Origin of the sequence: uncultured Roseobacter sp., assembly GCF_947495025.1 — a bacterium.
GTDB lineage: Bacteria > Pseudomonadota > Alphaproteobacteria > Rhodobacterales > Rhodobacteraceae > Roseobacter.
Window position 1 is genome coordinate 118,736 of sequence record NZ_CANLXG010000004.1, and the last position, 22,916, is coordinate 141,651.

Genomic DNA, 22,916 nt, shown 5'->3' on the forward strand with positions numbered 1-22,916 from the left:
ACATTTCAGGCCAGCTGAAACGGGCGCGCCGGCGGCAGATATCCCCGCCGGTGCTACGAAAACCAAATCATTCCCTCGCGCGCAGAACCTGTGCTGGCCTGACACTTATCGGGCCGGATGCAAATGCAAGTCCGGCGACAAGAGTTGCGATAATGCCACCAGCAACGATGGCCAGGGCTGACGACCAGATGACAGTGTAGTCGGTGTCGAGAATAAAGCGGCTGACAGCCCACCCACCGGTGATCCCCGCCGCCAGTGCGACGACGCCGGCGGACAGGCCAAGAATTACAGAGCGCAGGGCAAAACTGGACAGGATGCGTCGGCGGTCAGCGCCAAGTGTACGCAGCACGGCGGCCTCGAACACGCGTGCTTGTGTACCTGCTGCGGCAGCACCGATCAGGACCAGAAAGCCCGTCAGCAACGTTGCCGCGGCACCGTACGAAGTCGCCGCAGCCAGACCCGACAGCACATCGGCCACACGGTCTATGGCATCGCGGACACGGATGGCAGTGATGTTTGGATAGCTGCTGGCCAGATCGCGGAGGATGCGTGCCTCGGCCTCTTCCTCAGCATAGACCGTCGAGATAAAGCTGTGAGGTGCTCCGGCCAGGGCAGAAGGGTTCATTGCGAGGATGAAACCGATCCCGGCGGTTGAGAAATCAACCTCCCGAAAGCTTGCGACTGTGCCGGTAATGTCGCGGCCGAGAATGTTGATCGTAAGGGTATCGCCAATCGCCAGGCCCATTTCCCCGGCTTCTTCGGCCGCAAAACTGATGAGCGGTGGACCTGTGTAATCCGGTTCCCACCATGTACCTTCGGTCAGGCGGGTGCCCTCTGGCATCGGACCCGAATACGTTACGCCGCGGTCGCCCTGCAACACCCAGTGGTCGCCGGCGATTTCTGCCGCAGGCCGGTCATTGATGCGGGTGATGATACCGCGCAGCATCGGGGCGGACTGTACCCGGCTGACTGCAGGATCATCCGCCAGGCGTTTACTGTAGCCTTCCATCTGGTCTTTCTGGATGTCGACGAAAAAGTAACTTGGTGCCACATCCGGGAGATTGCCGGTGATGGCGTTGCGCAGGTTGCCGTCGATCTGACCGACTGCAGCAAGCACGGAAAGCCCCAGCCCCAGAGAAAGGACCACAGGTGCCGCGCCCTCACGCGGGCTTGAGATCGCCGCAAGCGCCCAGCGGAGCACTGGCCGGCCGCGGCTCAGCCGTGCGCCGCGGCGCGATGCAACCCGGATCAGAACGGCGGCCCCCGCGAGCAGTGCCAGCGCGCCGGCAATTCCCCCGGCGGTCCAGAGTGTCAGCCACCATGTGCCTGAAAAGAAACCGGCAAACCCCAGCAGCGCCGCAAGAGCCAGGGCTGTCATCAGCAGATAGCGGGGTGCAGGCAGCATCCGCCCCCCTGCCAGCGCGTCGCGAAACAAAGTCGCGGCACGGATATCGTCGGTCCGTGCCAGTGGCCAGAGCGTGAACAGAAATGCCGTCAGCAGACCGTAAAGTGCGGCTTCGGCCAGCGGACCCGGGTAAATCGCGAAAGAGGCAGGCAGCGGCAGGCGGGCTTCGATCAGCGGTGCCAGAAAAAGCGGTGCCAGCGCGCCCAGACCAACCCCGATCAGAACACCGGCGATCGACAGCACCCCGATCTGAATAAAATACGTCATGAAGATCAGACGCCGTTCCGCACCGAGCGTGCGCAGGGTGGCGATCACCGCTGTTTTGCCCGCCAGATATGCCCTCACAGCTGAACTGACACCGACGCCACCAACGGCAAGCCCGGAAAGGCCAACCAGGATCAGAAAGGCACCAAGGCGATCGACGAATTCTGATACGCCCGGCGCGCCATTGCGTGCATCGGTCCAGCGCATGCCGGTATCCTCAAACCGCGCGCGCGCGTCTGACTCCAGCGCCGGAAGGTTGGCGCCCTCGGGAAGGATCAGGCGGTACTTTGTGGAAAAAAGAGTTCCGGGAGCGAGCAGGGACGAATTTTCAAGGCTGTCGGTGCGCACAATGGTGCGCGGACCCAGAGCGAAACCGCCTGCCGCGCTGTCGGGTTCCCGTTCCAGCAGAGCCGTCAGCACAAAGTCCTGCGTACCAAGCGCAAAGACATCTCCTGTAGATAGTCCCAGGCGGTCGGCCAGAACACGTTCCATCACTGCACCGGGCAGTCCATTGTGTGCAGCCAGAGCATCCTTCAGCGGAATATCGGGAGAGAGCGTAACAGCGCCCACCAGCGGGTAGGCATCGTCTACCGCTTTGATCTGTGTGAGACCGCGTTCGTCCCCGACCACTGCCATGGACCGGAAATCCGCGATCTCCGAGACCCTGGTGGCCACGTTGTTCATCCATGTACGTTCGGTCGCGGTCGCGAAACGATAGGTGAAATCCAGCTCCGCATCACCGCCCAGCAAAGCTGCGCCCTCCCGTGCAAGACCCGCCTCGATGCTTGCGCGTACTGTGCCGACCGCAGCAATGGCCGCCACGCCGAGTGCCAGGCATGCGAGCAGAATGCGGAACCCCTTCAGGCCGCCACGCAACTCTCTGCGCGCAAAGACTGCCGCCTGAGCAAGGCTCATTCCGCCGCCCTGTCCATACGGGCAATCCGACCGTCCGCCAGGCGTATGACCCGGTCACATCGCTCTGCCAGATCACCGGCGTGCGTCACCAGTACCAGCGTGGCGCCGTGACGGTCGCGCAGATCAAACAGCATGTCGATGATGGCAGCACCATTTGCGCCATCAAGATTGCCGGTGGGCTCATCCGCCAGCAGAATTGCCGGCCGCGGCGCTGCGGCCCTTGCAAGCGCCACGCGCTGTTGTTCTCCGCCGGACATCTGGGCCGGATAATGATCGGCCCGGTGTGCCAGGCCAACATGCTTCAGCTCTGCCGCGGCTTTGTCAAAAGCGTCACGGTCGCCTGCAAGCTCCAGCGGTGTGGCAACGTTCTCAAGTGCGGTCATGGTCGGAATAAGGTGAAACGACTGGAACACCACGCCCATATGACTGCGCCGGAAACGCGCCAGGGCGTCCTCAGACATATGGGTCAGGTCGTGTCCCAGCGCTTCGACGCTGCCGCCGGTGGCGCGTTCAAGGCCGCCCATCAGCATGAGCAGTGAGGATTTTCCGGAACCCGACGGTCCGACGAGTCCCAGGCTCTCGCTTTTGTGAACGTCAAGACTGATGCCGTGCAGGATATCAACGCGGCCCGCATTGCCATCCAGCGACAAAGCCGCATCTTTAAGAGAGAAAACCGGATCAGCCATTCATTCGCTACCTCTGGGCGGTATACGTGTGGCATATGGAGACTGGATCAAGATGCGCAAGGTGATGGTTCTGATTACATTGCTCTGGGCGTGGACCGCCCAGGCAGAAGAAGTCGTGATCGCAGCTCTGGGTGACAGTCTTACCCAGGGCTATGGCTTGCCGGAACAGGATGGTTTTGTGCCGCAGCTGCAACGCTGGCTTGATGCGCAGGACACGGACGTGCGCCTGATCAACGCGGGCGTCTCGGGTGATACAACCGCAGGCGGGCTTGCGCGCGCGGCATGGACCCTGACGCCCGAAGTGGATGGGATGATTGTGGCGCTGGGTGGCAACGACCTGCTGCGCGGTGTTGACCCGGCGGTGAGCCGTTCGAACCTTGACGGTATTCTTGAAGCCGCACAGGCCGCCGGGGTCGAAGTGCTGCTGGTGGGGATGCAGGCACCAGGCAACTTCGGGCCAGCCTATAAGGAGGCTTTTGACGCGATCTATCCCGAACTGTCCGCTGCCCGCGGGACGCTCTATTTTCCGGCGTTCTTTGAGGGACTCTCGGTCGAAGGTGGTGATCCTGCGTCGGTACGGCAGTTCATGCAGCCTGACGGCATACACCCAAATGCCGCAGGTGTCGCACGCATCGTTGATGCGATGGGACCGGCGGTGCTGGAACTCGCCATAAAGGCAAACGGTGGTGGCGCATAAAAAAACGGGCGCTTGAGGCGCCCGTACGGTTCTAGTGGTCTCTCGGGTGGCTTACGCCAGCGCAAGGTTTCCGGCACTTTCGCGACCATCACGGCCTGCTTCGATGTCGAAAGTCACTTTCTGGTTGTCTGCCAGACCTGTCAGGCCTGCACGTTCAACTGCAGAGATGTGCACAAAAACGTCCTTGCCGCCACCATCAGGTGCGATAAAGCCGTAGCCTTTGGTTGAATTGAACCATTTCACGGTGCCAGTAGCCATGTTCCGTGTCTCCCTTAGTATCCCTGCCCGCGGAATGCGGCAGCGTGGCCCGGTGGAATAAGATCGAAGAACTGAGCCGTAGGGAGCAGTGGTCGAAAGTTTTCTCGTCGCGCGGGTTATATCGGTGCGTGAGGCAATAAAATCAAGTGAAATTAATGTAAAAGCCTCATCCGGCGCGTGCCAGGCAATTTCCCGCGCACCGGGCATTGTCCGAATTTTCATCATCTTTACGGTGGAAAGGGGCAAATTAATTTTTACCAGTTGATAAAAAAATGATTCCGTGAGAGCGTTTTCGGAAAGACAGCTCAGCAGGGACCGTTTATGTCACAGAACGCTTTCACGCCAGGTATCGTTGCCGGCAGACTGGATGCCGCAGACTATAACACCGGGTTTTCGGACCTGCATCCTGCCCTTGATCCTCACGAGGCTCTTGTCGCGGCCGACAGATGTTATTTCTGCCATGATGCCCCCTGTATCACGGCCTGCCCCACGGACATCGATATTCCGCTCTTTATCCGCCAGATTGCGACCGGCACGCCGGACGCTGCGGCCAAAACCATACTGAGCCAGAACATCATGGGTGGCATGTGTGCCCGTGTCTGTCCGACCGAACAGCTCTGTGAAGAGGCCTGTGTGCGCGAAGCGGCAGAGGGCAAACCGGTTCTTATCGGACAGCTGCAACGCTACGCCACAGATCACCTTCAGGCGCAGGGTGTGCATCCGTTCTCCCGTGCTGCGGTCACTGGTAAAACAGTGGCCGTGGTGGGAGCGGGTCCTGCGGGACTGTCCTGTGCGCACCGGCTGGCCATGCACGGACACGATGTGGTGGTTTTCGATGCAAGGTCCAGACCGGGCGGGCTGAACGAATACGGTATTGCGACCTATAAAACTGTAGACGGTTATGCGCAGTCGGAAGTCGACTGGCTGCTGCAGATCGGTGGTATCGAGATCCGCAGCGGGCAGGCGCTGGGACGGGACATCACGCTGGAACAGCTGCGCGCGGAATACGACGCGGTTTTCCTGGGTATGGGGCTTGGCGGTGTCAATGCTCTGGGCGTCGACGGAGACGACAGGGATGGTGTGCTGGATGCGGTGGATTTTATTGCTGACCTGCGACAGGCCGGGGATGTCGCCAGCGTACCTGTGGGCCGCGACGTAGTGGTCATTGGCGGCGGCATGACAGCGGTGGACGCCGCTGTGCAGGCCAGACTGCTCGGCGCTCTGAATGTCACGCTGGTTTATCGACGTGGCCGCGACCGGATGAATGCCAGCGTTTTTGAACAGGATCTGGCCGCCAGCAAGGGCGTGCGGATTGTTACCCATGCGGTGCCAAAGGCCGTTCACGGCAACGGGGCCGTACGCGAGATCGAGTTTGACTATGTCGACGATGCCATGGCGCCCACCGGCGAGACCCTGCGTCTTGCTGCGGATCAGGTGTTCCGTGCGATTGGTCAGACACTACAGGGCGACGCGCTGCCTGCGCTGGACGGTCGCAAGATCGGCGTCGATGCGCGGGGCCGGACTTCAGTCGATGGTGTCTGGGCCGGTGGTGACTGCGCCGCGGGCGGCGACGATCTGACGGTAACAGCGGTTGCCGAAGGACGCGACGCCGCAATGGACATTCACGCAACACTGATGGCCTGAGTGCCGGACTGACGGAGGACAAAAATGGCTGACCTGACAAGCGATTTCATCGGGATCAGATCCCCCAACCCGTTCTGGCTCGCTTCGGCACCGCCGACCGATAAGGAATACAACGTGCGTCGCGCCTTTGAGGCCGGCTGGGGTGGTGTTGTCTGGAAAACGCTGGGTTCCGAAGGTCCGCCGGTCGTAAACGTGAACGGCCCGCGATACGGCGCGATTTATGGTGCTGACCGGCGCCTGCTGGGTCTGAACAACATCGAACTGATCACCGACCGCGACCTCTATACGAACCTTGAAGAGATCACACGCGTCAAAGCTGATTATCCTGACCGGGCGGTCATTGTCTCTTTGATGGTGCCCTGCGAGGAAGGTGCCTGGAAAGCAATTCTGCCCCTTGTCGAGGAGACCGGAGCGGACGGTATCGAGCTGAATTTCGGATGCCCGCACGGGATGAGCGAACGGGGCATGGGCGCAGCGGTGGGCCAGGTGCCGGAATACATCGAAATGGTCACGCGCTGGTGCAAACAATACTATTCAAAGCCGGTGATCGTAAAGCTCACACCCAATATCACCGACATTCGAAAACCGGCAGCGGCCGCCCACGCGGGCGGGGCGGATGCGGTCAGCCTGATCAATACGATCAATTCGATTACTTCGGTAAATCTGGACACGATGTCGCCGGAACCTTCCATCGACGGGAAAGGATCACACGGCGGCTATTGCGGGCCTGCGGTCAAGCCAATTGCGATGTCCATGGTCTCGGAGATTGCACGTGACCCCGGTTTGCGCGGGCTGCCGATTTCGGGCATCGGCGGGGTTACCACCTGGCGCGATGCGGCGGAATTCATGGCGCTTGGCGCAGGGAATGTGCAGGTGTGTACCGCCGCGATGACCTATGGCTTTAAGATCGTGCAGGAGATGATTTCCGGCCTGAGCGATTACATGGACAGCAAGGGAATGACCTCGATTGACGAGATTGTCGGTCGTGCCGTGCCGAACGTGACAGACTGGCAGTACCTCAACCTAAATTATGTCGCCAAGGCGAAAATCGACCAGGATCTGTGTATTTCCTGCGGCCGCTGCTTTGCGGCCTGCGAGGACACATCCCACCAGGCGATTGCAATGTCAGACGACCGCACCTTTACCGTCATCGACGAGGAATGCGTGGCCTGTAATCTGTGCGTCAACGTCTGCCCGGTCGAGGACTGCATCACCATGGAGGCCATGACACCCGGTGCCGTCGACCCCAGAACGGGGCGGACGGTTGAGGCGGATTATGCCAACTGGACGACGCATCCCAACAACCCGGCATCAAACGCTGCCGAGTAGGCGTGCCATCAGGGCTGATCGCGCTCCAGAATGGGCGCTGTAGGCAGCGGGTTGGGCATCACGTATTCAGGTTCCGCAGCGGCTGCTGCCTCTTCCTGCGCCGCGTCGGCACGCGCCGCCGCGCGGTCTGCTGCGCGGGCTTCCTCAGCGGCGCGCGCCTCGGTCTGCTGGCGGGCCTGACGGTCGAGGAATGCAGCTGCGGCATCTGTTTTTGTCTGAGCTTCCACAACGGATTCCGGTGTCGCATCCGAGGGCTGGTTCTCATCCCGCCGGCGCGCAAGCAGAGAGTCGAGGTATGCGCCGCCCGTGCCGGTATTGCTGCCTGCGCCATATCCTGCCTGATCTGACGAGGTGCCTGTTTCGCGCCCGGCTCCGGACTGCGACACAGGCTGGGCCGATGCGAGCGCGCTCATGCCCTCGGGACCGGTGCCCTGAGCAGGCTGCGGCGCGTAGGGATTAATCAGGGAAACTGCTGTCATTTCTTACTCCGATCATCGCTTTTCATGCATGCCCACCACCTCAAATCATTAAAGCGGGGTGAATATTACGGAGAAGTTAATGAACGGCGCCTAAACGAAATAGTGGTTAATTTCCGTCAGGGTTTGAGCAGTCTGGTAAACAGTGCCGTCAGGTATTCCCGTGCACCCGCCTGCGACGCCGGGTCCTCGCGCAGCAGAACCTGTACCTGAGCTGCAAAATCCGCATAATGCTGCGTAGTGGCCCAGATCGAAAAGATCAGGTGTCGCGGATCAGCACGCGTCAGGTGGCCTGCGTCCATCCACGCCCCGATCACAGCGCATTTTTCATCGAAAAGCGGTTGTAATCCGGCCTGCAGGTGCGGTGCCATGCGAGGTGCGCCCTGCAGGATCTCGCCTGCAAAGAGGCGGCTTTCGCGCGGGAACTCATGCGCCATATCGAGTTTCCGGTGCACATAGTTCAGAATTTCTGTCAGCGGATCGCCATCCGGATCAAGGGTTACCAAAGGATCAAGCCATGTTTCCATTAACTGGTTCAGCAGGGTGATATGGATCTCTTCCTTGCCCTCGAAATAGTAAAGAATGTTGGGTTTGCTTAACCCCGCGCCTTCGGCGATCTGATCCAGCGTGGCACCGCGATAGCCGTGCTGGGAAAAAACTTCCAGCGCTGCGTCCAGAATAAGACGCCGGTTGCGCATCTGAATCCGGCTTGGTTTTTTGTCAGTCGTACCGTCCAACGCGGCCTCCTTTTCAGGGATCGCCGCAAAAAGGGGCAGCCGTCCCGGTGTCGTCAGCATCACAGCATCGAAGGCCAAAAGGAAGTCTTGACTTGATCCATCCCAGCCGCAATCGTGCCTTTACCAAATGGTAAAATTTGCAGCCGGCCAGAACAACCCTCAGGAAGGATCCAGCCATGCCCGCGCCAGGTCAGAACCTCAAGATCAATCCCGACAGGCTCTGGGACAGTCTCATGGAGATGGCACAGATCGGGCCCGGGGTCGCCGGAGGAAACAACCGCCAGACGCTGACAGACGAGGACGGCGAAGGCCGCGCGCTGTTTCAGAGCTGGTGCGAGGCGGCCGGTTGCGAGATGGGTCTGGATCAGATGGGCAATATGTTTGCCCGCCGCGAGGGAACTGACCCGGACGCTCTGCCGGTCTATGTCGGCAGCCACCTCGATACACAACCGACGGGCGGCAAATACGATGGAGTTCTGGGTGTTCTTGGCGGGCTAGAGATCATCCGTACGCTGAACGATCTGAACATACGGACGAAACATCCGATCGTGGTGACGAATTTCACGAACGAAGAAGGCACGCGCTATGCACCGGCGATGCTGTCGTCGGGTGTCTTTGCCGGCATTCATACGCAGGACTGGGCCTATGCGCGCGAAGACGCAGAGGGAAAAACATTCGGTGATGAACTGAAACGCATCGGGTGGCGCGGCGAGGAGGAAGTCGGCGCCCGGAAAATGCGCGCCTTTTTTGAGCTGCATATTGAACAGGGCCCGATCCTCGAAGCCGAAGGCAGGGACATCGGCGTCGTGACGCATGGTCAGGGGCTGTCATGGACCCAGGTGACTGTGACGGGCAAAGACAGCCATACCGGATCGACGCCTATGCCGATGCGCAAAAACGCGGGCCTCGGCATGGCGCGGATCCTGGAGAAAGTCGATGAGATTGCATGGTCGCATAAACCACATGCCGTGGGCGCTGCCGGCCATATTGATGTCTATCCGAACTCACGCAATGTGATCCCGGGCAAGGTTGTCTTTACCGTCGACTTCCGCTCTCCGGATCTGAGTGTGATTGAGGACATGGAAGCCCGTTTGCACATCGAGGCGCAGAAGATCTGTGATGAGATGGGGCTGGGCGTTGAATTTGAGAAGGTCGGTGGTTTTGATCCGGTAGCTTTCGATGAGGAGTGTGTGTCCGCTGTGCGGAATGCGGCGGATCGCCTGGGTTACAGTCATATGAACCTGATTTCCGGTGCGGGACATGATGCATGCTGGATCAACCGGGTGGCGCCGACCGCGATGGTTATGTGCCCGTGTGTGGACGGTCTGAGCCACAACGAGGCAGAAGAGATTTCAAAAGAATGGGCCATGGCCGGAGCGGATGTTCTGTTGCATGCTGTGGTGGAAACAGCGGAGATTGTTGGTTGATCAGGTCCGGGCTTTCGGTGGCGGAGCGGATATCCGAGCTGATTGAAGCGGAACTCGCAGAAGCAGAAGCGGGAAACGATGCGGTGCTGAGACGGTCTGCGGATGAGATGCGGCAGGTCCTGCGAAAGCCCAGAGAGGTCACGGTGAATTTTTCGGGTGGTATGACGCAGAAATGCTGGTCTGTGACTCGGGGAGACGGAGATTACAGGGTGATTTATATGCCCGTTGCGGGATACTTTTCGCTCTGCGTCGAGAGCGACTTCGGGCCGCTGGATATTGGCGTGCACGGATCAGCACTGGGATGCTTTGGATCGGTATGACGACAGAACAGGATGATACCGCAATGTCTCATGACCACGGAGCCGCCTTTGGCATTGCCTGCACGCACGTGCTGGAGCGGAAGCGTCCCGTCAACCTCGTGGCTCACGCGCCGGACGGTACCTGGGACTTCATCTGTGGCGAAGAAGACGAAGAGCATGACGATGTGAACAAGTTGCATTCACTGTGCGCGGGATGTGGGTTTGAGGCATTTGTCGATGGGCTGGAAATGGCGGATCTGCAGGTTGGGTGGATGGCCGAGCGGCCTGGTGCAGGCGCGCGTTGGGTGGTGCGTCCGATGACGCAGCAGGAACTGCAGGATTATGAGGAGGACTGACGGATGACCAAAGTGATCAAGGGTGGCATGGTCTGCACCGCGGACCGGACATGGAAAGCGGATGTGCTGATCGAAGGTGAAACCATCAGCCAGATCGGCGAGAATCTCTCGGGCGATGAATATATTGATGCAGAAGGGGCTTATGTGATCCCGGGCGGCATTGATCCGCATACGCATCTGGAGATGCCGTTCATGGGGACGACGGCGGCAGAAACCTTTGAAAGCGGGACATGGGCTGCGGCTGCGGGCGGGACCACGATGGTCGTCGATTTCTGTCTGCCGGGGGCCGATGGGTCGATCAAAAATGCGATCAATGAGTGGCACCGCAAGTCCGCGCCGCAGATCTGTTCGGATGTCGGCTATCACATGGCGATCACCGGCTGGAATGAAACTGTCTTCAACGAGATGAAGGACGCCGTGGACATGGGCGTGAACTCGTTCAAGCACTTCATGGCCTACAAGGGCGCGCTGATGGTAGAGGATGACGAGATGTTTGCCTCCTTCCAGCGCTGTGCGGAGCTGGGTGCGCTGCCGATGGTGCATGCGGAGAACGGTGATCTGGTGGCGGCCCTGCAGGAGAAATATTTCAACGAGGGGATCACAGGGCCTGAGGGACATGCCTATTCCCGGCCGCCCGAGGTTGAAGGTGAAGCCGCCAACCGGGCGATAACCATTGCTGATGCCGCGGGCACACCGCTCTATATTGTGCATGTGTCCTGCGAACAGGCGCATGAGGCGATCCGGCGGGCGCGTCAGAAGGGGATGCGGGTCTATGGCGAGCCGCTCATCCAGTTTCTGACGCTGGACGAGAGTGAGTATTTCAACAAGGACTGGGATCACGCCGCGCGGCGGGTGATGTCGCCGCCGTTCCGCAGCAAGGATCACCAGGACAGTCTCTGGGCCGGCCTGCAGGCGGGATCGCTGCAGGTTGTGGCAACAGATCACGCGGCCTTCAATACGGAGCAGAAGCGCGCGGGCCGGGACGATTTCCGGATCATTCCAAATGGGTCCAACGGGCTGGAAGAACGTCTGGCGGTGCTCTGGACCGAAGGAGTGGAGACCGGGCGTCTGACACCGAACGAATTTGTCGCGGCGACATCGACCAATGTGGCGAAGATCCTGAATATCTATCCGCGCAAGGGTGCGCTGGTGGAAGGGGCGGATGCAGATATCGTGGTGTGGGACCCGAAGATCACCAAGACGATCAGCCCCGCGAACCATCATTCGGTGCTGGATTACAACGTCTTTGAAGGCTTTGAGGTGAAGGCACAGAGCCGCTACACGCTGAACCGGGGTGAGGTAATCTGGGCCTGGGGGCAGAATTCGCAGCCCAACCCGGGGCGCGGAAGGTTCATCCCGCGACCGGCGTTTTCGTCGGCGGCCAAAGCGCTCAGCAAATGGAAAGCGCTGAATGCACCGAAAATGATCCAGCGCGACCCGCTGAACATTCCGGCGGGAATCTGAGGGCAGAAATGAATAAAGGGCCTGCGCGTTTGAGCGCGCAGTGGGGGACGTAAGTTTGTGAGCAATTCGAGTGTGATCAGCGCCAGCAACCTGGACCTGACGTTTCAGACCAATGACGGGCCGGTGCATGCATTAAAAGACGTCAGTCTGGAGGTCGGCAAGGGCGAGTTTGTCAGTTTCATCGGGCCGTCGGGCTGTGGCAAGACGACCTTTCTGCGTTGTATGGCGGATCTGGAGCACCCGACCGGCGGGACGATCACCGTCAATGGTGTCTCGCCCGAAAAAGCGCGTATGGCGCGGGCCTACGGCTATGTGTTTCAGGCGGCGGGGCTCTACCCGTGGCGGACCATTGGCGGGAACATCCGGCTGCCGCTGGAGATCATGGGGTATGACCGTGCGGATATGGATGCGCGGGTGGCGCGGGTTCTGGAACTGGTAGAACTTTCCGGGTTTGAGAAGAAATTCCCGTGGCAGCTGTCGGGCGGCATGCAGCAGCGGGCGTCGATCGCGCGCGCGCTGTCTTTTGATGCGGATATTCTTCTGATGGATGAGCCTTTTGGAGCTCTGGATGAGATCGTGCGGGATCACCTGAACGAGCAGTTGCTCCAGCTCTGGGCGCGCACTGAAAAGACGATTGCCTTTGTGACCCATTCGATTCCGGAGGCCGTGTATCTGAGCACGAAGATCGTCGTGATGAGCCCGCGCCCGGGGCGGATCACAGATGTGATTGAGAGCCCGCTGCCAAAAGACCGGCCGCTGGACATTCGCGACAGCACGGAATTTCTGGAAGTGGCGCACCGGGTTCGCGAAGGGTTGCGGGCGGGGCATATTGATGACTGAGCGCGCGTTTGGAGTCACCCGGCCCTCCGGGAGGAGTATTTTCCGAAGGGTGAAGCGGGAGGAGTGCGGGTGATCGGACGGATGGTCTCCTCTTTGGCTGGCCCGGCCGGGTCACCGGCAGGTGTTGTGACCCTTGCAATGCTCGGCGACTATCGGCGCCTACGGTGTCGGGAGATACCCGCGAAGCCATGCGCGGACGCTTCTGGCATCGTACGGATAGTGGCGCTTTTTTTTTCTGGTCTGGGCCTTTGTTGCCCCCTGGCTGTTGCAGAGGGGAAGTTCGTATGCGTAGCGTAATTCCCGTTTTGACCGTAGTTCTGGGCATCTTTCTGCTCTGGTATGCGGCGGCGATCTGGCTGAACGCGCCCTGGGCTTATGACAAGGCGACGCGATCAGGCGAGGTGCTGACCACGCAGACGCTGGTGGCGGACACCTGGAGCCAGGAGAAGCCGAAGCTGCCCGCGCCGCATCAGGTGGGGGCCGAAATCTGGAAAACCACGGTGGAGAAGAAGATCACCTCCAAGCGGTCGCTGATTTATCATTCCTGGGTGACGCTGAGTGCGACGCTGCTGGGGTTTGGTCTGGGCACCGGGCTGGGGATCGCGCTGGCCGTGGGCATTGTATATAACCGCACGATGGATATGAGCGTCATGCCCTGGGTGATTGCCAGTCAGACGATCCCCATTCTGGCGATTGCGCCGATGATTATTGTGGTGCTGAACGCTGTGGGTATTTCGGGGCTGCTGCCCAAGGCGATGATTTCGATGTATCTGTCGTTTTTCCCGGTGGTTGTGGGCATGGTGAAAGGTCTGCGCAGTCCGGATGCAATGCAGCTTGATCAGATGCGGACGTGGAATGCGAGCGCGTCCCAGACGTTCTGGCGGCTGCGGCTGCCGTCGTCGATGCCTTACCTTTTTACCTCGCTGAAGATTGCCATGGCGGCCTCACTGGTGGGGGCGATTGTGGGCGAGCTGCCGACCGGTGCCGTGGCGGGGCTGGGCGCGCGGTTACTGGCGGGCAGTTACTACGGACAGACGATCCAGATCTGGTCGGCCCTGCTGATGGCAGCAGCGCTGGCGGCGCTGCTGGTGGGGATCATCGGGCTGATACAGCGGGTCACACTGCGCCGTATGGGGATGGCGTGATGGGCTGGCTGGTCTTTGCCTTTGGTGCCTGGGCGCTGGGCTGGTGGGCGAACACGCGCCTGGCGGCTTTGCCCCGGACACGGGCGACGTCACTGGCGGTACCGTTTCTCTTTGGTCTGACACTGATCGCGATCTGGGAAGGTATCGTGCGCGGGTTGGGTATCAGTCCGGTGCTGCTGCCCGCGCCTTCCGCAATTGCGGTGACCTTTGCGGCGTCAACCGCGATCCTGTGGGAGGATTTCGTGCAGACGGTAATCAAGGGCGCGCTGAGCGGTTATGTCATCGGCTGTGGGTCGGCGTTTCTGATGGCGATCCTTGTGGACCGCTTCGATTTTCTGCGGCGCGGCCTGCTGCCGGTGGGCAACTTTGTGGCCGCACTGCCGGTGATCGGGATGGCGCCCATTCTGGTAATGTGGTTCGGGTTTGACTGGCAGTCCAAGGCGGCGGTGGTCGTGGTGATGGTGTTCTTTCCGATGCTGGTGAACACCGTGCAGGGCCTGAGTGACAGCTCCGCCATGCAGCGTGATCTGATGCGCACCTATGCTGCAGGCTACTGGACTACGCTGCTGAAACTGAGACTGCCGGCGGCGATGCCGTTCATCTTCAACGGGCTGAAAATCGGAAGCACGCTGGCATTGATCGGCGCGATTGTTGCTGAATTTTTCGGCTCGCCCATCCGCGGGATGGGGTTCAGGATCTCCACATCTGTGGGGCAGCTTGCGCTTGATCTGGTGTGGGCGGAGATTGTGGTCGCGGCGATTGCCGGATCGGCGTTTTATGGCATTATCGCGCTGGCAGAGCGCGTTGTGACTTTCTGGCATCCGTCCCAGCGACACTGACAAAACCAAAAACAAAACGACCAACAAAGGAGAGTATAATGAAAACCATAACAAGCATGACCGCAGCGGCGGCGCTGGGGCTCTGGGGCGTTGCGGCGCAGGCCGCAGACGATCTGACGCTGCAGCTCAAGTGGGTCACCCAGGCGCAGTTTGCGGGCTACTATGTGGCGCTGGACAAGGGGTTCTATGACGAAGAAGACCTGAACGTCACTATCAAGCCCGGCGGGCCGGATATTGCGCCCACGCAGGTGCTGGCCGGTGGCGGTGCTGATGTGACCGTGGAATGGATGCCAGCCGCACTGGCCGCACGCGAAAAGGGCCTTGGCATGGTCAACATCGCGCAACCATTCAAGTCCTCGGGCATGATGCTGACCTGCCGCAAGGATGCGGGTGTGACCAGCACAGACGATTTCGCGGACAAAACGCTGGGTGTCTGGTTCTTTGGCAACGAGTTTCCGTTTCTCAGCTGGATGAGCAAACTTGGTATTGCGACGGACGGCAGTGATGGAGGCGTCACCGTTCTCAAGCAGGGCTTCAACGTTGATCCGCTGCTGCAGGGACAGGCCGCCTGTGTTTCGACGATGACCTACAACGAGTACTGGCAGGTGATTGACGCGGGGCTTACGCCCGACGATCTGACCGTTTTCAAGTATGAGGACCAGGGTGTTGCGACACTGGAAGATGGTCTCTATGCGCTCGAGGAAAACCTGGCTGACCCGGCGTTTGAGGACAAAATGGTCCGTTTTGTGCGTGCCTCCATGAAAGGGTGGAAGTACGCTGAAGCCAACCCTGATGAGGCGGCTGAGATTGTGCTCGACAACGACGCCAGCGGTGCACAGACCGAAAAGCACCAGAAACGCATGATGGGCGAGATTGCCAAGCTGACTGCGGGCAGCAACGGTGCGCTTGATCCGGCGGACTATGAACGCACAGTTGCCTCGCTGCTGTCGGGGGGATCGGATCCGGTGATTTCCAAAGCGCCAGAAGGCGCATGGACACACGCAATCACTGACAAAGCACTGAACTGAGCAGTTTGCGCCGATATTGAAGAGGGCCGGTCACTGTACCGGCCCTTTTTTGCGCGATCTGCACTGGACTTTAAGCAATCTGACCCCATGTGGACTCCCAGCCAAGGGAGTTTGAGGAAGATTATGAGCAACATGGAAAATCTGGAGAGCCAGCTGACTGAGAAAGAACGCCAGGCGCGGGTCAACCGGCGTGCGTTGGAGTCCATCGAGGCCGGGAAGGTCAGAGAGTCAGCGCGGGGCTATGCCGTCATTTCCAGTGCTGTGGGCTATGGCGAGGGCGCGCTGGGCAACGGTGTTTTCGGGCGTGTCAGCCACGGAGCGAAACTGTTCTGCATTCTGTTTGCAATGATTGTTCCCAGCCTGCTCGTCTGGCGCGTTCTGCTCTGAACGAAAACGTTTCATTCATTATGTAGAAAACGCCGCGCGATTGTGCGGCGTTTTCCGTTCTGACAGCGTGACAGTATTTATTCTGCAGGGATCCTGTTTGTCCCTGTTGTCTGTGCGGGAGCAGGCTGCAGGCGGTTGTGACGCGGCTCTTCAGCGCTTCTGGGTGCCATCAGGCCGAGGCAGATCAGTGACAGGGTCGTGCCCATGCCGACCATCAGATATGTCTGCAAAGCCGCACCAAATCCGGCATCGGAAAAGACGAGCATCCAGACGAAGGAAAAGAAGCCGAGAACACCGCCGAGGAGAGCTGCCATTGTTGCCATATGTCACCTTTGATCCGCATTGGAGAGAGACCTCAGAGGACTGTCGGAGCGTGGCGGAAATGTGGCTGGTTTCTGACGGCGCCGCCAAAGTTGACGAAGAACAATGCCCCGTCAAGGTTCTTGAAAAAAGATTCTGTTTGAAAACAGAGCCCTGAAGGGTGGGGCATTTTGTAAAATTCGAAAGATATGTGACCTGGGTTACAGAAGACATGTCAGCATTGTGGTTAACTGTATGTGTCCATGGATGTGAATACTCCCACATCCGAGCTCTTTGTGCCTGGTGACTCAAAGAGAGGACGTACTCTGACGACGGTCTGACGTATCTCTTCCTGCGTCTGACTGAACATCTTGCGGGTCGGTTATTTTGCCGGCCCGCTTTTTTTCGAGCGACAAAAAAAGGCGCCGCTAAGGGCGCCTTTTCCAGGATCGTGACCAGGTCAGATCAGCTTTTCTTCCGGCGGCGCATGGCACCCATACCGGCAACACCGCTGAGCAACAGCAGAACACCCGCCGGCAGCGGAACTGCGGAGATCGAAACAGTGTCGATCAGACCACCCAGTTCGTCCTGACGGCCACGGGCAGCAAAAAGCAGCAGAGCGTTGTCATAGTCTTCGGTTACCGTGAAACGGTGAACAATTTCCGTCCAGCCGTTCTCAACACGGCCGCTCAGCGTGCTGGGGTGGATCAGCAGCTCGTCAAACAAAGGGTTCCGGTCAAGCAGTGAGTCCCAGATGTTGACAGCGATCCTGTTGGACGCGGCGCTGGAGCCACCAGGGCGCTTCATATACCAGAACCTGAGATCGTAGGTGCCGGCTGTCAGCGAGATTGCCTGAGACATGTTGCTGTTCGGACCGACACCGTCGCCGCGCTCGCTGTCCAGTTCGATGTAGTGCGAGCCGGAATGTGCCGTGACACCGCGCAGCGTGCCATTGGTCTGAACCTCAATGCCGTTGCCGCGCTCGGGTGCGTTGGCCCAGCCACCTGGCAGAGTATCATAGACGTCCCATGACGCCCTGCCGGTACTGCCACTGAGAGAGTTCAGCGCATCGCCGTCGGAGCCGCCAACCGTCAGACCGGCCCGGTCGTCAACAGTTTCAAAATCGCCGTTCATGACGATGGTGGCCGCTCCTGCGGAGGAAGCCATAGCCGCGACGGCGGCGGCAAGAAGTGCAGAACGTATCATTACTGGAACCCTCATAAAATCTGGCGAATATGTGGCAAGTTGATGGCCGCCGGTCAAGGAAATCTGACGCCCATCGTTAAAATGCAATCTATTGGGGATACTGTGTTTTCGTAACGGGAAAAGACTGTTGGAATTCCCCCGATTGTCGCCGGTTACGAAACTGTTATCCGCCGTTCAGACCGGATCGACAATCAGCCTCGTCGCCCGCCGGGCACCGTTTTCCAGAAGCTCCAGAACCGCGACTTCGCCATACTCCTGCGGCGCCGTTCCGGGCCCGCCAAGCTCTTCCCAGATTGTCCGCAGATTGCCTTTGTTGCCGACCCATATCACCGTGCCGTCCGGGTGGTCTGACGTCATCTGCGCACCGGCGTTTTCCTTGGGAATGATCGTTACGGGCAGACCCGTTGCCTGTGACAGGGGTTCTGCCGTTTCCAGGTTGCGGCCAATATCGGGGCTGTAAATCGCATCAAGCGGGTATTCAGCAAGCAGTGCGGGAAGGGCGGCAGCGCGCCGTCGGCCGGTCTCGTTCAGAATGTCGCCCGCGCGGTCCGCGTGGCGGACGAGAATAACGGTCGTGCGCGCGGACGCAGGCACATCGCGCATGGTACAGCCGGCGAGAGTGAGGGGAACGGCGGCAAGGAAAAGGCGTCGTGAAATCATGCATTCAGCTTGTCGCTGTCGCGTTCATAAATCAAGAGGTGGCACTGGTTTTGCGGTATCAATGGTGCCAGTGTGCGCGGGGAGAACGAGGAGACGTGGCGTGCAGGACCTGGTGGTGAGCGGACTGGTGATGGGGCTGGTGGCAACGGTTGCTCTGGATCTCTGGGCTTTGCTGCTGAACCGGGTCGCGGGGCTGCCGGTAACAAACTGGGCCATGGTCGGACGCTGGGTGGCCAATCTGCCGCGTGGCCTGGTTTTTCACAAAGATATCGGCGCAGCAGAACAGGTGTCGGGGGAACGTCCGCTGGGCTGGGCTTTTCACTATGGCGTCGGTCTGGTCTATGGCGTGGCGCTGGCTGTGTTGATGGGGCCGGCGTGGCTGGCCGCACCGACGCTGTTTCCGGCGTGGCTGTTTTCGATCCTGATGCTGGGTTTCGGATGGTTCCTGCTGCAGCCGGGGCTGGGGCTTGGTATGGCGGCGTCCCGCACGCCGGATCCGACCAGGGTAAGGGTTCTGGGGTTGATCGCTCACACGGTTTTCGGGGTAGGGCTGTGGGTGGGGGCGCTGCTCTGACGGCCTTGCGCGGCCGGGGCGCACGGGCTCACTGAACCGTTTGCATGCGGTATGCGCACCGCGACAGGGATCACGCCCATGCGCAAAAGAAAAACGGCGGGCACTGGCCCGCCGTCCTGTCGTATCCCGGACTGGTTCGGCTCAGGCCGTGCGTTTTTTCCGGCGTGCAACAGCCAGAGCACCAAGACCACTGAGCACCAGCAGGCCGCCCGCAGGCAGCGGAACGGGATCCAGATCGGTTTCGATGGTAACCGTATAGCGGCCATCCCGGAAGTTTGCCGAGGAGGTCGCATCAGCAAGGGCCGGTGTGAAGTCGGACTTGGCGCCGCCGAAAGCAAGCACATAGTCGCCGTTGCCCAGCGCGTTTGTCTGCGGCAGACCATCAAAGGTCAGTGTCGCCGATTTGCCGCTTCTGTTGAGCGGGAAGTTCGGCGTGCGCGCAATCAGCGTGCCGTCAGCATAAAGGCCGAATGTTTCGTCCAGGTTGCTGCCGACGTTGCTGGTAAAGGTGATGGCGATGGAATCCAGGAAAAATCCCTCGGGTGTATCCAGGCTGAACCCGATGAAGTCGAGCTCCCGCACTGTGGCGGTGCCGGCACCGTTTGCGCCGGCTGTTGCATCGCCCAGGTCGATGTCCAGCGTCGCAGCCGATGCGCCGATGGAGGACACGGCAAACAATGCACCGGCCATAAGTGTTGTTGTAATTCTCATAGTACTTCTTCCCCTTTTTAATTGTCTTTTAACCTTATTTTCACATTCCGCGCAGGGGTACAACCGGACTGTCTGTAATTGGTAAACATGCTGCAATACGATGAAATTGTGCACGTTTTTCGTGCAGTGGGCTGACCTTTGGGGTGTGTTTCGAGGGTGAGTTCACGGTGGGGTGGTGAGGAATGGAAACAATGCCGCATGAGCGCCGGGATTGTTGATTGTAACGTGGCGGTGGAGCGGGAATGAGACGGCGTGTGGAGGGTTTGAATTGGCTGTGTGCTGAGCAAACGCCCCGCGGTCTGGCGCTAAGGACGCTAATACGCGACAGTTGAAAGTGAGAACTGGAGGAAAATAGCATGACCGACACAACTAGTCTGGAATGGTCTCCTGTCGCAATTCTACCAAACATCGAAATCGAAGGGGAATTAGGCAATCGATACGGTTCAATTTCCTCTGTCAGTCATCCGAACATTGCACCTCTTCTGGATGGTTTCCCCGAGTTGAAGGAATTTACTGGGAGGTTTTCGGACTCATTTGGAGAAAGGGTTCGGCCGTCTTTTGTTTTATTCAATCAAGCTGTTAAAGAGCGCCACCAAAACAGCCAGGCATTTCTCGCTTTTCGGAACTCAATCGCGGTGCCGCTGGCGACGTATGGTAGATGCCTTATGTTGAAAAACGGTTCGCCGCATACACATCCGATGTGGACTGACAGTTTTGACTGTTATCCATGGATGCTTGGAAAAGACCTCAAAAATCTGGTCATCAGTTCTGGTGCTCTGAAGGGCTTTCACGAAGTCAAAAAGTTCAATGGTCAGTCTTCTCCGCAGTTGCCGCATCGCTTCTTGAGCAACGCAGGCGGGATTGATTTGCTTTCCGATCGCCTCTTGGAAATTTGGTCGAATACATTTGTCAAAAAACAGCAGATCAAAACGCACGTTCCGATTTTTCGCTCTCTTGAAATGGCATACGAAGCAGGGCGGGTGCCTTTTCAATACGCTCAAACGGACACAGACCATGGCAGGCTTATTGCGTTATGGATCAGCGCGTTCGAAATACTTGCACATCCTGGCAAAGGCAATGTGGCACTAAAGGATGTCCTGAGGCTATTGGACGGATACGAACCGGCACAACCAAAGAGAATTCGCTCGAAGAAGTATTCGGTCAAACTACGCAATACCCGAAAATCGGTTGACCTGTTGGAAAAAACCTACCGTCATTTGTACGGCCTGAGAAACGACTATTTGCATGGAAATCCGCGATCTTTTGCGTCGCTAGTGCCAAGAGGGTTTTCTATCAATCTGCTGCATGCTGCGCCAGCACTGTACAGAATTTGTCTGTTTTCAAAACTCGCCATCAAACCGCCGCGAATTGTATCTGTCGATGATACTAACGAATTTGCGGCTGCTATCTTTGCTTCCTCGCAATTCAACCAATGCAGATCTATCGCAGAAAACGCGGTGTTGGCCGCAAGGTATGGAAACCTGCTGACAAATGAGCACCGGAAATCTGGGGAACGCTAGTCCAGACCTATTTTACCTGACAAACTTCTTATGCTTCATCCGGGTCGGTTCGACGTCCCCCAGTCTCCGTTTCTTATCCTCTTCGTAGTCCTCGAAGTTGCCCTCGAACCATTCCACATGTGCTTCGCCTTCAAAGGCCAGGATGTGCGTGCAGATGCGGTCCAGGAAAAACCGGTCGTGGCTGATGACCACGGCGCAGCCGGCGAAGTCCACCAGGGCGTCTTCCAGCGCGCGGAGGGTTTCGACGTCCAGATCGTTGGTCGGTTCGTCCAGCAGCAGCACGTTGCCGCCTGATTTCAGCAGGCGCGCCATGTGCACGCGGTTACGTTCACCCCCCGACAGCAGGCCGACCTTTTTCTGCTGGTCGCCGCCTTTGAAGTTGAAGGACGAGCAATAGGCGCGGGAGTTGACCTCGGCGTCGCCCAGCTGAATGAGTTCGGCCCCGCCCGAGATGGCTTCCCAAACGGTTTCATCGGCGCCCAGATCATCGCGGGACTGGTCGACATAGGACAGATCCACCGTGTCGCCCATTTCGATGGTGCCCGCGTCGGGCTGTTCCTGGCCCGTGAGCATTTTGAACAGGGTGGATTTACCCGCACCGTTGGGGCCGATGACGCCGACGATGCCGCCGGGGGGCAGGGAGAAGTCGAGCCCTTCGACCAGCAGCTTGTCGCCCATGGCTTTGCTGAGCCCCGATACCTCAATCACCTTGGAACCCAGACGCTGGCCGGTGGGGATGACGATCTGCGCGCGGGTCAGTTTTTCGCGCTCGGACTGTTCGGCCATGTCGTTGTAAGCGTTGATGCGGGCCTTGGATTTGGCCTGGCGCGCCTTGGCGCCCTGGCGCATCCATTCCAGCTCGCGTTCGAGGGTTTTCTGGCGGCTCTTGTCCTCGCGGGCTTCCTGTTCGAGGCGTTTGGCCTTTTGCTCCAGCCAGGCGGAATAGTTGCCTTCGTAGGGAATGCCGCGGCCGCGGTCGAGTTCGAGGATCCAGCCGGTGATGTCATCGAGGAAGTAGCGGTCGTGGGTGACGATCAGGATCGTGCCCTTGTAGTCGATGAGATGCTGTTGCAGCCAGGCGATGGTTTCCGCGTCAAGGTGGTTGGTCGGCTCGTCGAGCAGCAGCATGTCAGGCGCTTCGATCAGCAGTTTGCAGAGGGCAACGCGGCGGGCCTCACCGCCTGAAAGCTGCGTGACATCGGCATCGTCGGGCGGGCAGCGCAGCGCCTCGAGCGAGACGTCGATCTGGCTGTCGAGATCCCAGAGGTTTTCGGCGTCGATTTTGTCCTGGAGCTGTGCCATCTCGTCGGCGGTCTCGTCCGAGTAGTTCATCGCCAGTTCGTTGTAGCGGTCGAGGATCGCCTTTTTGTCGGCGACGGCCAGCATGACGTTTTCGCGCACGGTCAGCGTGGGGTCGAGTTTCGGTTCCTGCGGCAGGTATCCGACAGTGGCACCCTCGGCGTGCCAGGCCTCGCCCTGAAAATCGGTGTCGAGACCGGCCATAATCTTCATCAGCGTGGATTTACCCGCGCCGTTGACACCCACCACGCCGATTTTCACCCCGGGCAGAAAATTCAGGTGGATGTTCTCAAAGCATTTTTTGCCACCGGGGTAGGTCTTTGAGACGCCGGACATGTGATAAACATACTGATAAGCGGCCATGGGGTGCTCCTGGTGCGGGGTATCTGGTTTTGCCCTGTGATACCGGGAGGCGGGCGGGGGAGCAATCCACGAAGCGCCCGGACGTCC

24 protein-coding genes are annotated in these 22,916 nt (G+C 59.2%); 14 read left to right on the forward strand and 10 right to left on the reverse strand.

Annotated elements, in window-relative coordinates:
- Positions 1 to 67 precede the first annotated feature (67 nt).
- The gene (locus tag Q0792_RS18020) at positions 68 to 2,584 is read right to left on the reverse strand and encodes an FtsX-like permease family protein (RefSeq protein WP_298844107.1); all 2,517 of its coding nucleotides are present in this window, start codon (positions 2,582 to 2,584) and stop codon (positions 68 to 70) included.
- Positions 2,581 to 3,270: an ABC transporter ATP-binding protein gene (locus tag Q0792_RS18025; protein WP_298844110.1), complete on the reverse strand. Its 690-nt coding sequence runs from the start codon at positions 3,268 to 3,270 to the stop codon at positions 2,581 to 2,583. The genes Q0792_RS18020 and Q0792_RS18025 overlap by 4 nt, the downstream gene beginning before the upstream one ends.
- Before the next feature lie 52 nt (positions 3,271 to 3,322).
- Between Q0792_RS18025 and Q0792_RS18030 the strand changes: the two genes are divergently transcribed.
- On the forward strand, positions 3,323 to 3,967 hold the full coding sequence (locus tag Q0792_RS18030; RefSeq protein ID WP_298844390.1) for an arylesterase: 645 nt from the start codon (positions 3,323 to 3,325) through the stop codon (positions 3,965 to 3,967).
- 51 nt (positions 3,968 to 4,018) lie between these two features.
- Here Q0792_RS18030 and Q0792_RS18035 read toward each other — a convergent pair whose 3' ends face one another.
- Positions 4,019 to 4,225 carry a cold-shock protein gene (locus tag Q0792_RS18035; protein WP_298844113.1) on the reverse strand — a complete coding sequence of 69 codons (207 nt, stop codon included), beginning with the start codon at positions 4,223 to 4,225 and terminating at the stop codon, positions 4,019 to 4,021.
- Positions 4,226 to 4,546: 321 nt separating this feature from the next.
- Here Q0792_RS18035 and Q0792_RS18040 point away from each other — a divergent pair, with 321 nt between their 5' ends.
- Both Q0792_RS18040 and preA read left to right on the forward strand, forming a co-directional pair.
- Complete coding sequence (locus Q0792_RS18040) at positions 4,547 to 5,869, forward strand: NAD(P)-dependent oxidoreductase (protein ID WP_298844115.1); 1,323 nt, start codon at positions 4,547 to 4,549, stop codon at positions 5,867 to 5,869.
- A 24-nt stretch (positions 5,870 to 5,893) separates the two neighbouring features.
- Entirely contained in the window at positions 5,894 to 7,198 is a 1,305-nt protein-coding gene (preA, locus tag Q0792_RS18045) for an NAD-dependent dihydropyrimidine dehydrogenase subunit PreA (RefSeq protein WP_298844117.1), read from the forward strand.
- 8 nt (positions 7,199 to 7,206) lie between these two features.
- Here the strand turns inward: preA and Q0792_RS18050 are convergent, their stop codons facing one another.
- Positions 7,207 to 7,677 carry a hypothetical protein gene (locus Q0792_RS18050; protein ID WP_298844119.1) on the reverse strand — a complete coding sequence of 157 codons (471 nt, stop codon included), beginning with the start codon at positions 7,675 to 7,677 and terminating at the stop codon, positions 7,207 to 7,209.
- Between the two features lie 116 nt (positions 7,678 to 7,793).
- The gene (locus Q0792_RS18055) at positions 7,794 to 8,372 is read right to left on the reverse strand and encodes a TetR family transcriptional regulator C-terminal domain-containing protein (RefSeq protein WP_298844393.1); all 579 of its coding nucleotides are present in this window, start codon (positions 8,370 to 8,372) and stop codon (positions 7,794 to 7,796) included.
- A 215-nt stretch (positions 8,373 to 8,587) separates the two neighbouring features.
- Here Q0792_RS18055 and Q0792_RS18060 point away from each other — a divergent pair, with 215 nt between their 5' ends.
- The 9 genes from Q0792_RS18060 (at position 8,588) to Q0792_RS18100 (ending at position 16,196) form a co-directional block, all read left to right on the forward strand.
- Positions 8,588 to 9,838 (forward strand): Zn-dependent hydrolase, encoded by a 1,251-nt coding sequence (locus Q0792_RS18060; protein WP_298844121.1) that lies wholly within the window; start codon positions 8,588 to 8,590, stop codon positions 9,836 to 9,838.
- Positions 9,835 to 10,158, forward strand: coding sequence for a hypothetical protein (locus Q0792_RS18065; RefSeq protein ID WP_298844122.1), 324 nt, complete (start codon positions 9,835 to 9,837; stop codon positions 10,156 to 10,158). Before Q0792_RS18060 ends, Q0792_RS18065 begins: the two co-directional genes overlap by 4 nt.
- A gap of 23 nt (positions 10,159 to 10,181) precedes the next feature.
- Positions 10,182 to 10,493: a hypothetical protein gene (locus tag Q0792_RS18070; RefSeq protein WP_298844124.1), complete on the forward strand. Its 312-nt coding sequence runs from the start codon at positions 10,182 to 10,184 to the stop codon at positions 10,491 to 10,493.
- Between the two features lie 3 nt (positions 10,494 to 10,496).
- On the forward strand, positions 10,497 to 11,957 hold the full coding sequence (hydA, locus tag Q0792_RS18075) for a dihydropyrimidinase (protein ID WP_298844126.1): 1,461 nt from the start codon (positions 10,497 to 10,499) through the stop codon (positions 11,955 to 11,957).
- A gap of 57 nt (positions 11,958 to 12,014) precedes the next feature.
- Positions 12,015 to 12,797 (forward strand): ABC transporter ATP-binding protein, encoded by a 783-nt coding sequence (locus Q0792_RS18080; protein ID WP_298844128.1) that lies wholly within the window; start codon positions 12,015 to 12,017, stop codon positions 12,795 to 12,797.
- A gap of 284 nt (positions 12,798 to 13,081) precedes the next feature.
- Positions 13,082 to 13,942 (forward strand): ABC transporter permease, encoded by an 861-nt coding sequence (locus tag Q0792_RS18085; protein WP_298844130.1) that lies wholly within the window; start codon positions 13,082 to 13,084, stop codon positions 13,940 to 13,942.
- Complete coding sequence (locus tag Q0792_RS18090; RefSeq protein WP_298844133.1) at positions 13,942 to 14,781, forward strand: ABC transporter permease; 840 nt, start codon at positions 13,942 to 13,944, stop codon at positions 14,779 to 14,781. The genes Q0792_RS18085 and Q0792_RS18090 overlap by 1 nt, the downstream gene beginning before the upstream one ends.
- 38 nt (positions 14,782 to 14,819) lie before the next feature.
- Positions 14,820 to 15,809 carry an ABC transporter substrate-binding protein gene (locus tag Q0792_RS18095; RefSeq protein WP_298844135.1) on the forward strand — a complete coding sequence of 330 codons (990 nt, stop codon included), beginning with the start codon at positions 14,820 to 14,822 and terminating at the stop codon, positions 15,807 to 15,809.
- Between the two features lie 123 nt (positions 15,810 to 15,932).
- Entirely contained in the window at positions 15,933 to 16,196 is a 264-nt protein-coding gene (locus Q0792_RS18100; RefSeq protein WP_298844137.1) for a hypothetical protein, read from the forward strand.
- Between the two features lie 77 nt (positions 16,197 to 16,273).
- On the opposite strand, the gene Q0792_RS18105 is transcribed toward Q0792_RS18100, so the two are convergent.
- From Q0792_RS18105 to Q0792_RS18115, 3 genes are all read right to left on the reverse strand, one after another.
- Positions 16,274 to 16,519: a hypothetical protein gene (locus Q0792_RS18105; protein WP_298844139.1), complete on the reverse strand. Its 246-nt coding sequence runs from the start codon at positions 16,517 to 16,519 to the stop codon at positions 16,274 to 16,276.
- Positions 16,520 to 16,961: 442 nt separating this feature from the next.
- Positions 16,962 to 17,702, reverse strand: coding sequence for a VPLPA-CTERM sorting domain-containing protein (locus Q0792_RS18110; RefSeq protein WP_298844141.1), 741 nt, complete (start codon positions 17,700 to 17,702; stop codon positions 16,962 to 16,964).
- A gap of 174 nt (positions 17,703 to 17,876) precedes the next feature.
- Entirely contained in the window at positions 17,877 to 18,362 is a 486-nt protein-coding gene (locus tag Q0792_RS18115) for a histidine phosphatase family protein (protein WP_298844143.1), read from the reverse strand.
- Between the two features lie 100 nt (positions 18,363 to 18,462).
- On the opposite strand from Q0792_RS18115, the gene Q0792_RS18120 reads away from it, so the two are divergent.
- Positions 18,463 to 18,936, forward strand: coding sequence for a DUF2938 domain-containing protein (locus Q0792_RS18120; RefSeq protein ID WP_298844145.1), 474 nt, complete (start codon positions 18,463 to 18,465; stop codon positions 18,934 to 18,936).
- A 141-nt stretch (positions 18,937 to 19,077) separates the two neighbouring features.
- Here Q0792_RS18120 and Q0792_RS18125 read toward each other — a convergent pair whose 3' ends face one another.
- Positions 19,078 to 19,647 carry a VPLPA-CTERM sorting domain-containing protein gene (locus tag Q0792_RS18125; RefSeq protein ID WP_298844146.1) on the reverse strand — a complete coding sequence of 190 codons (570 nt, stop codon included), beginning with the start codon at positions 19,645 to 19,647 and terminating at the stop codon, positions 19,078 to 19,080.
- A gap of 356 nt (positions 19,648 to 20,003) precedes the next feature.
- Between Q0792_RS18125 and Q0792_RS18130 the strand changes: the two genes are divergently transcribed.
- Positions 20,004 to 21,167, forward strand: coding sequence for a hypothetical protein (locus tag Q0792_RS18130; protein ID WP_298844147.1), 1,164 nt, complete (start codon positions 20,004 to 20,006; stop codon positions 21,165 to 21,167).
- A gap of 12 nt (positions 21,168 to 21,179) precedes the next feature.
- Here the strand turns inward: Q0792_RS18130 and ettA are convergent, their stop codons facing one another.
- Positions 21,180 to 22,829 carry an energy-dependent translational throttle protein EttA gene (gene ettA / locus Q0792_RS18135; RefSeq protein ID WP_298844149.1) on the reverse strand — a complete coding sequence of 550 codons (1,650 nt, stop codon included), beginning with the start codon at positions 22,827 to 22,829 and terminating at the stop codon, positions 21,180 to 21,182.
- Positions 22,830 to 22,916 lie beyond the last annotated feature (87 nt).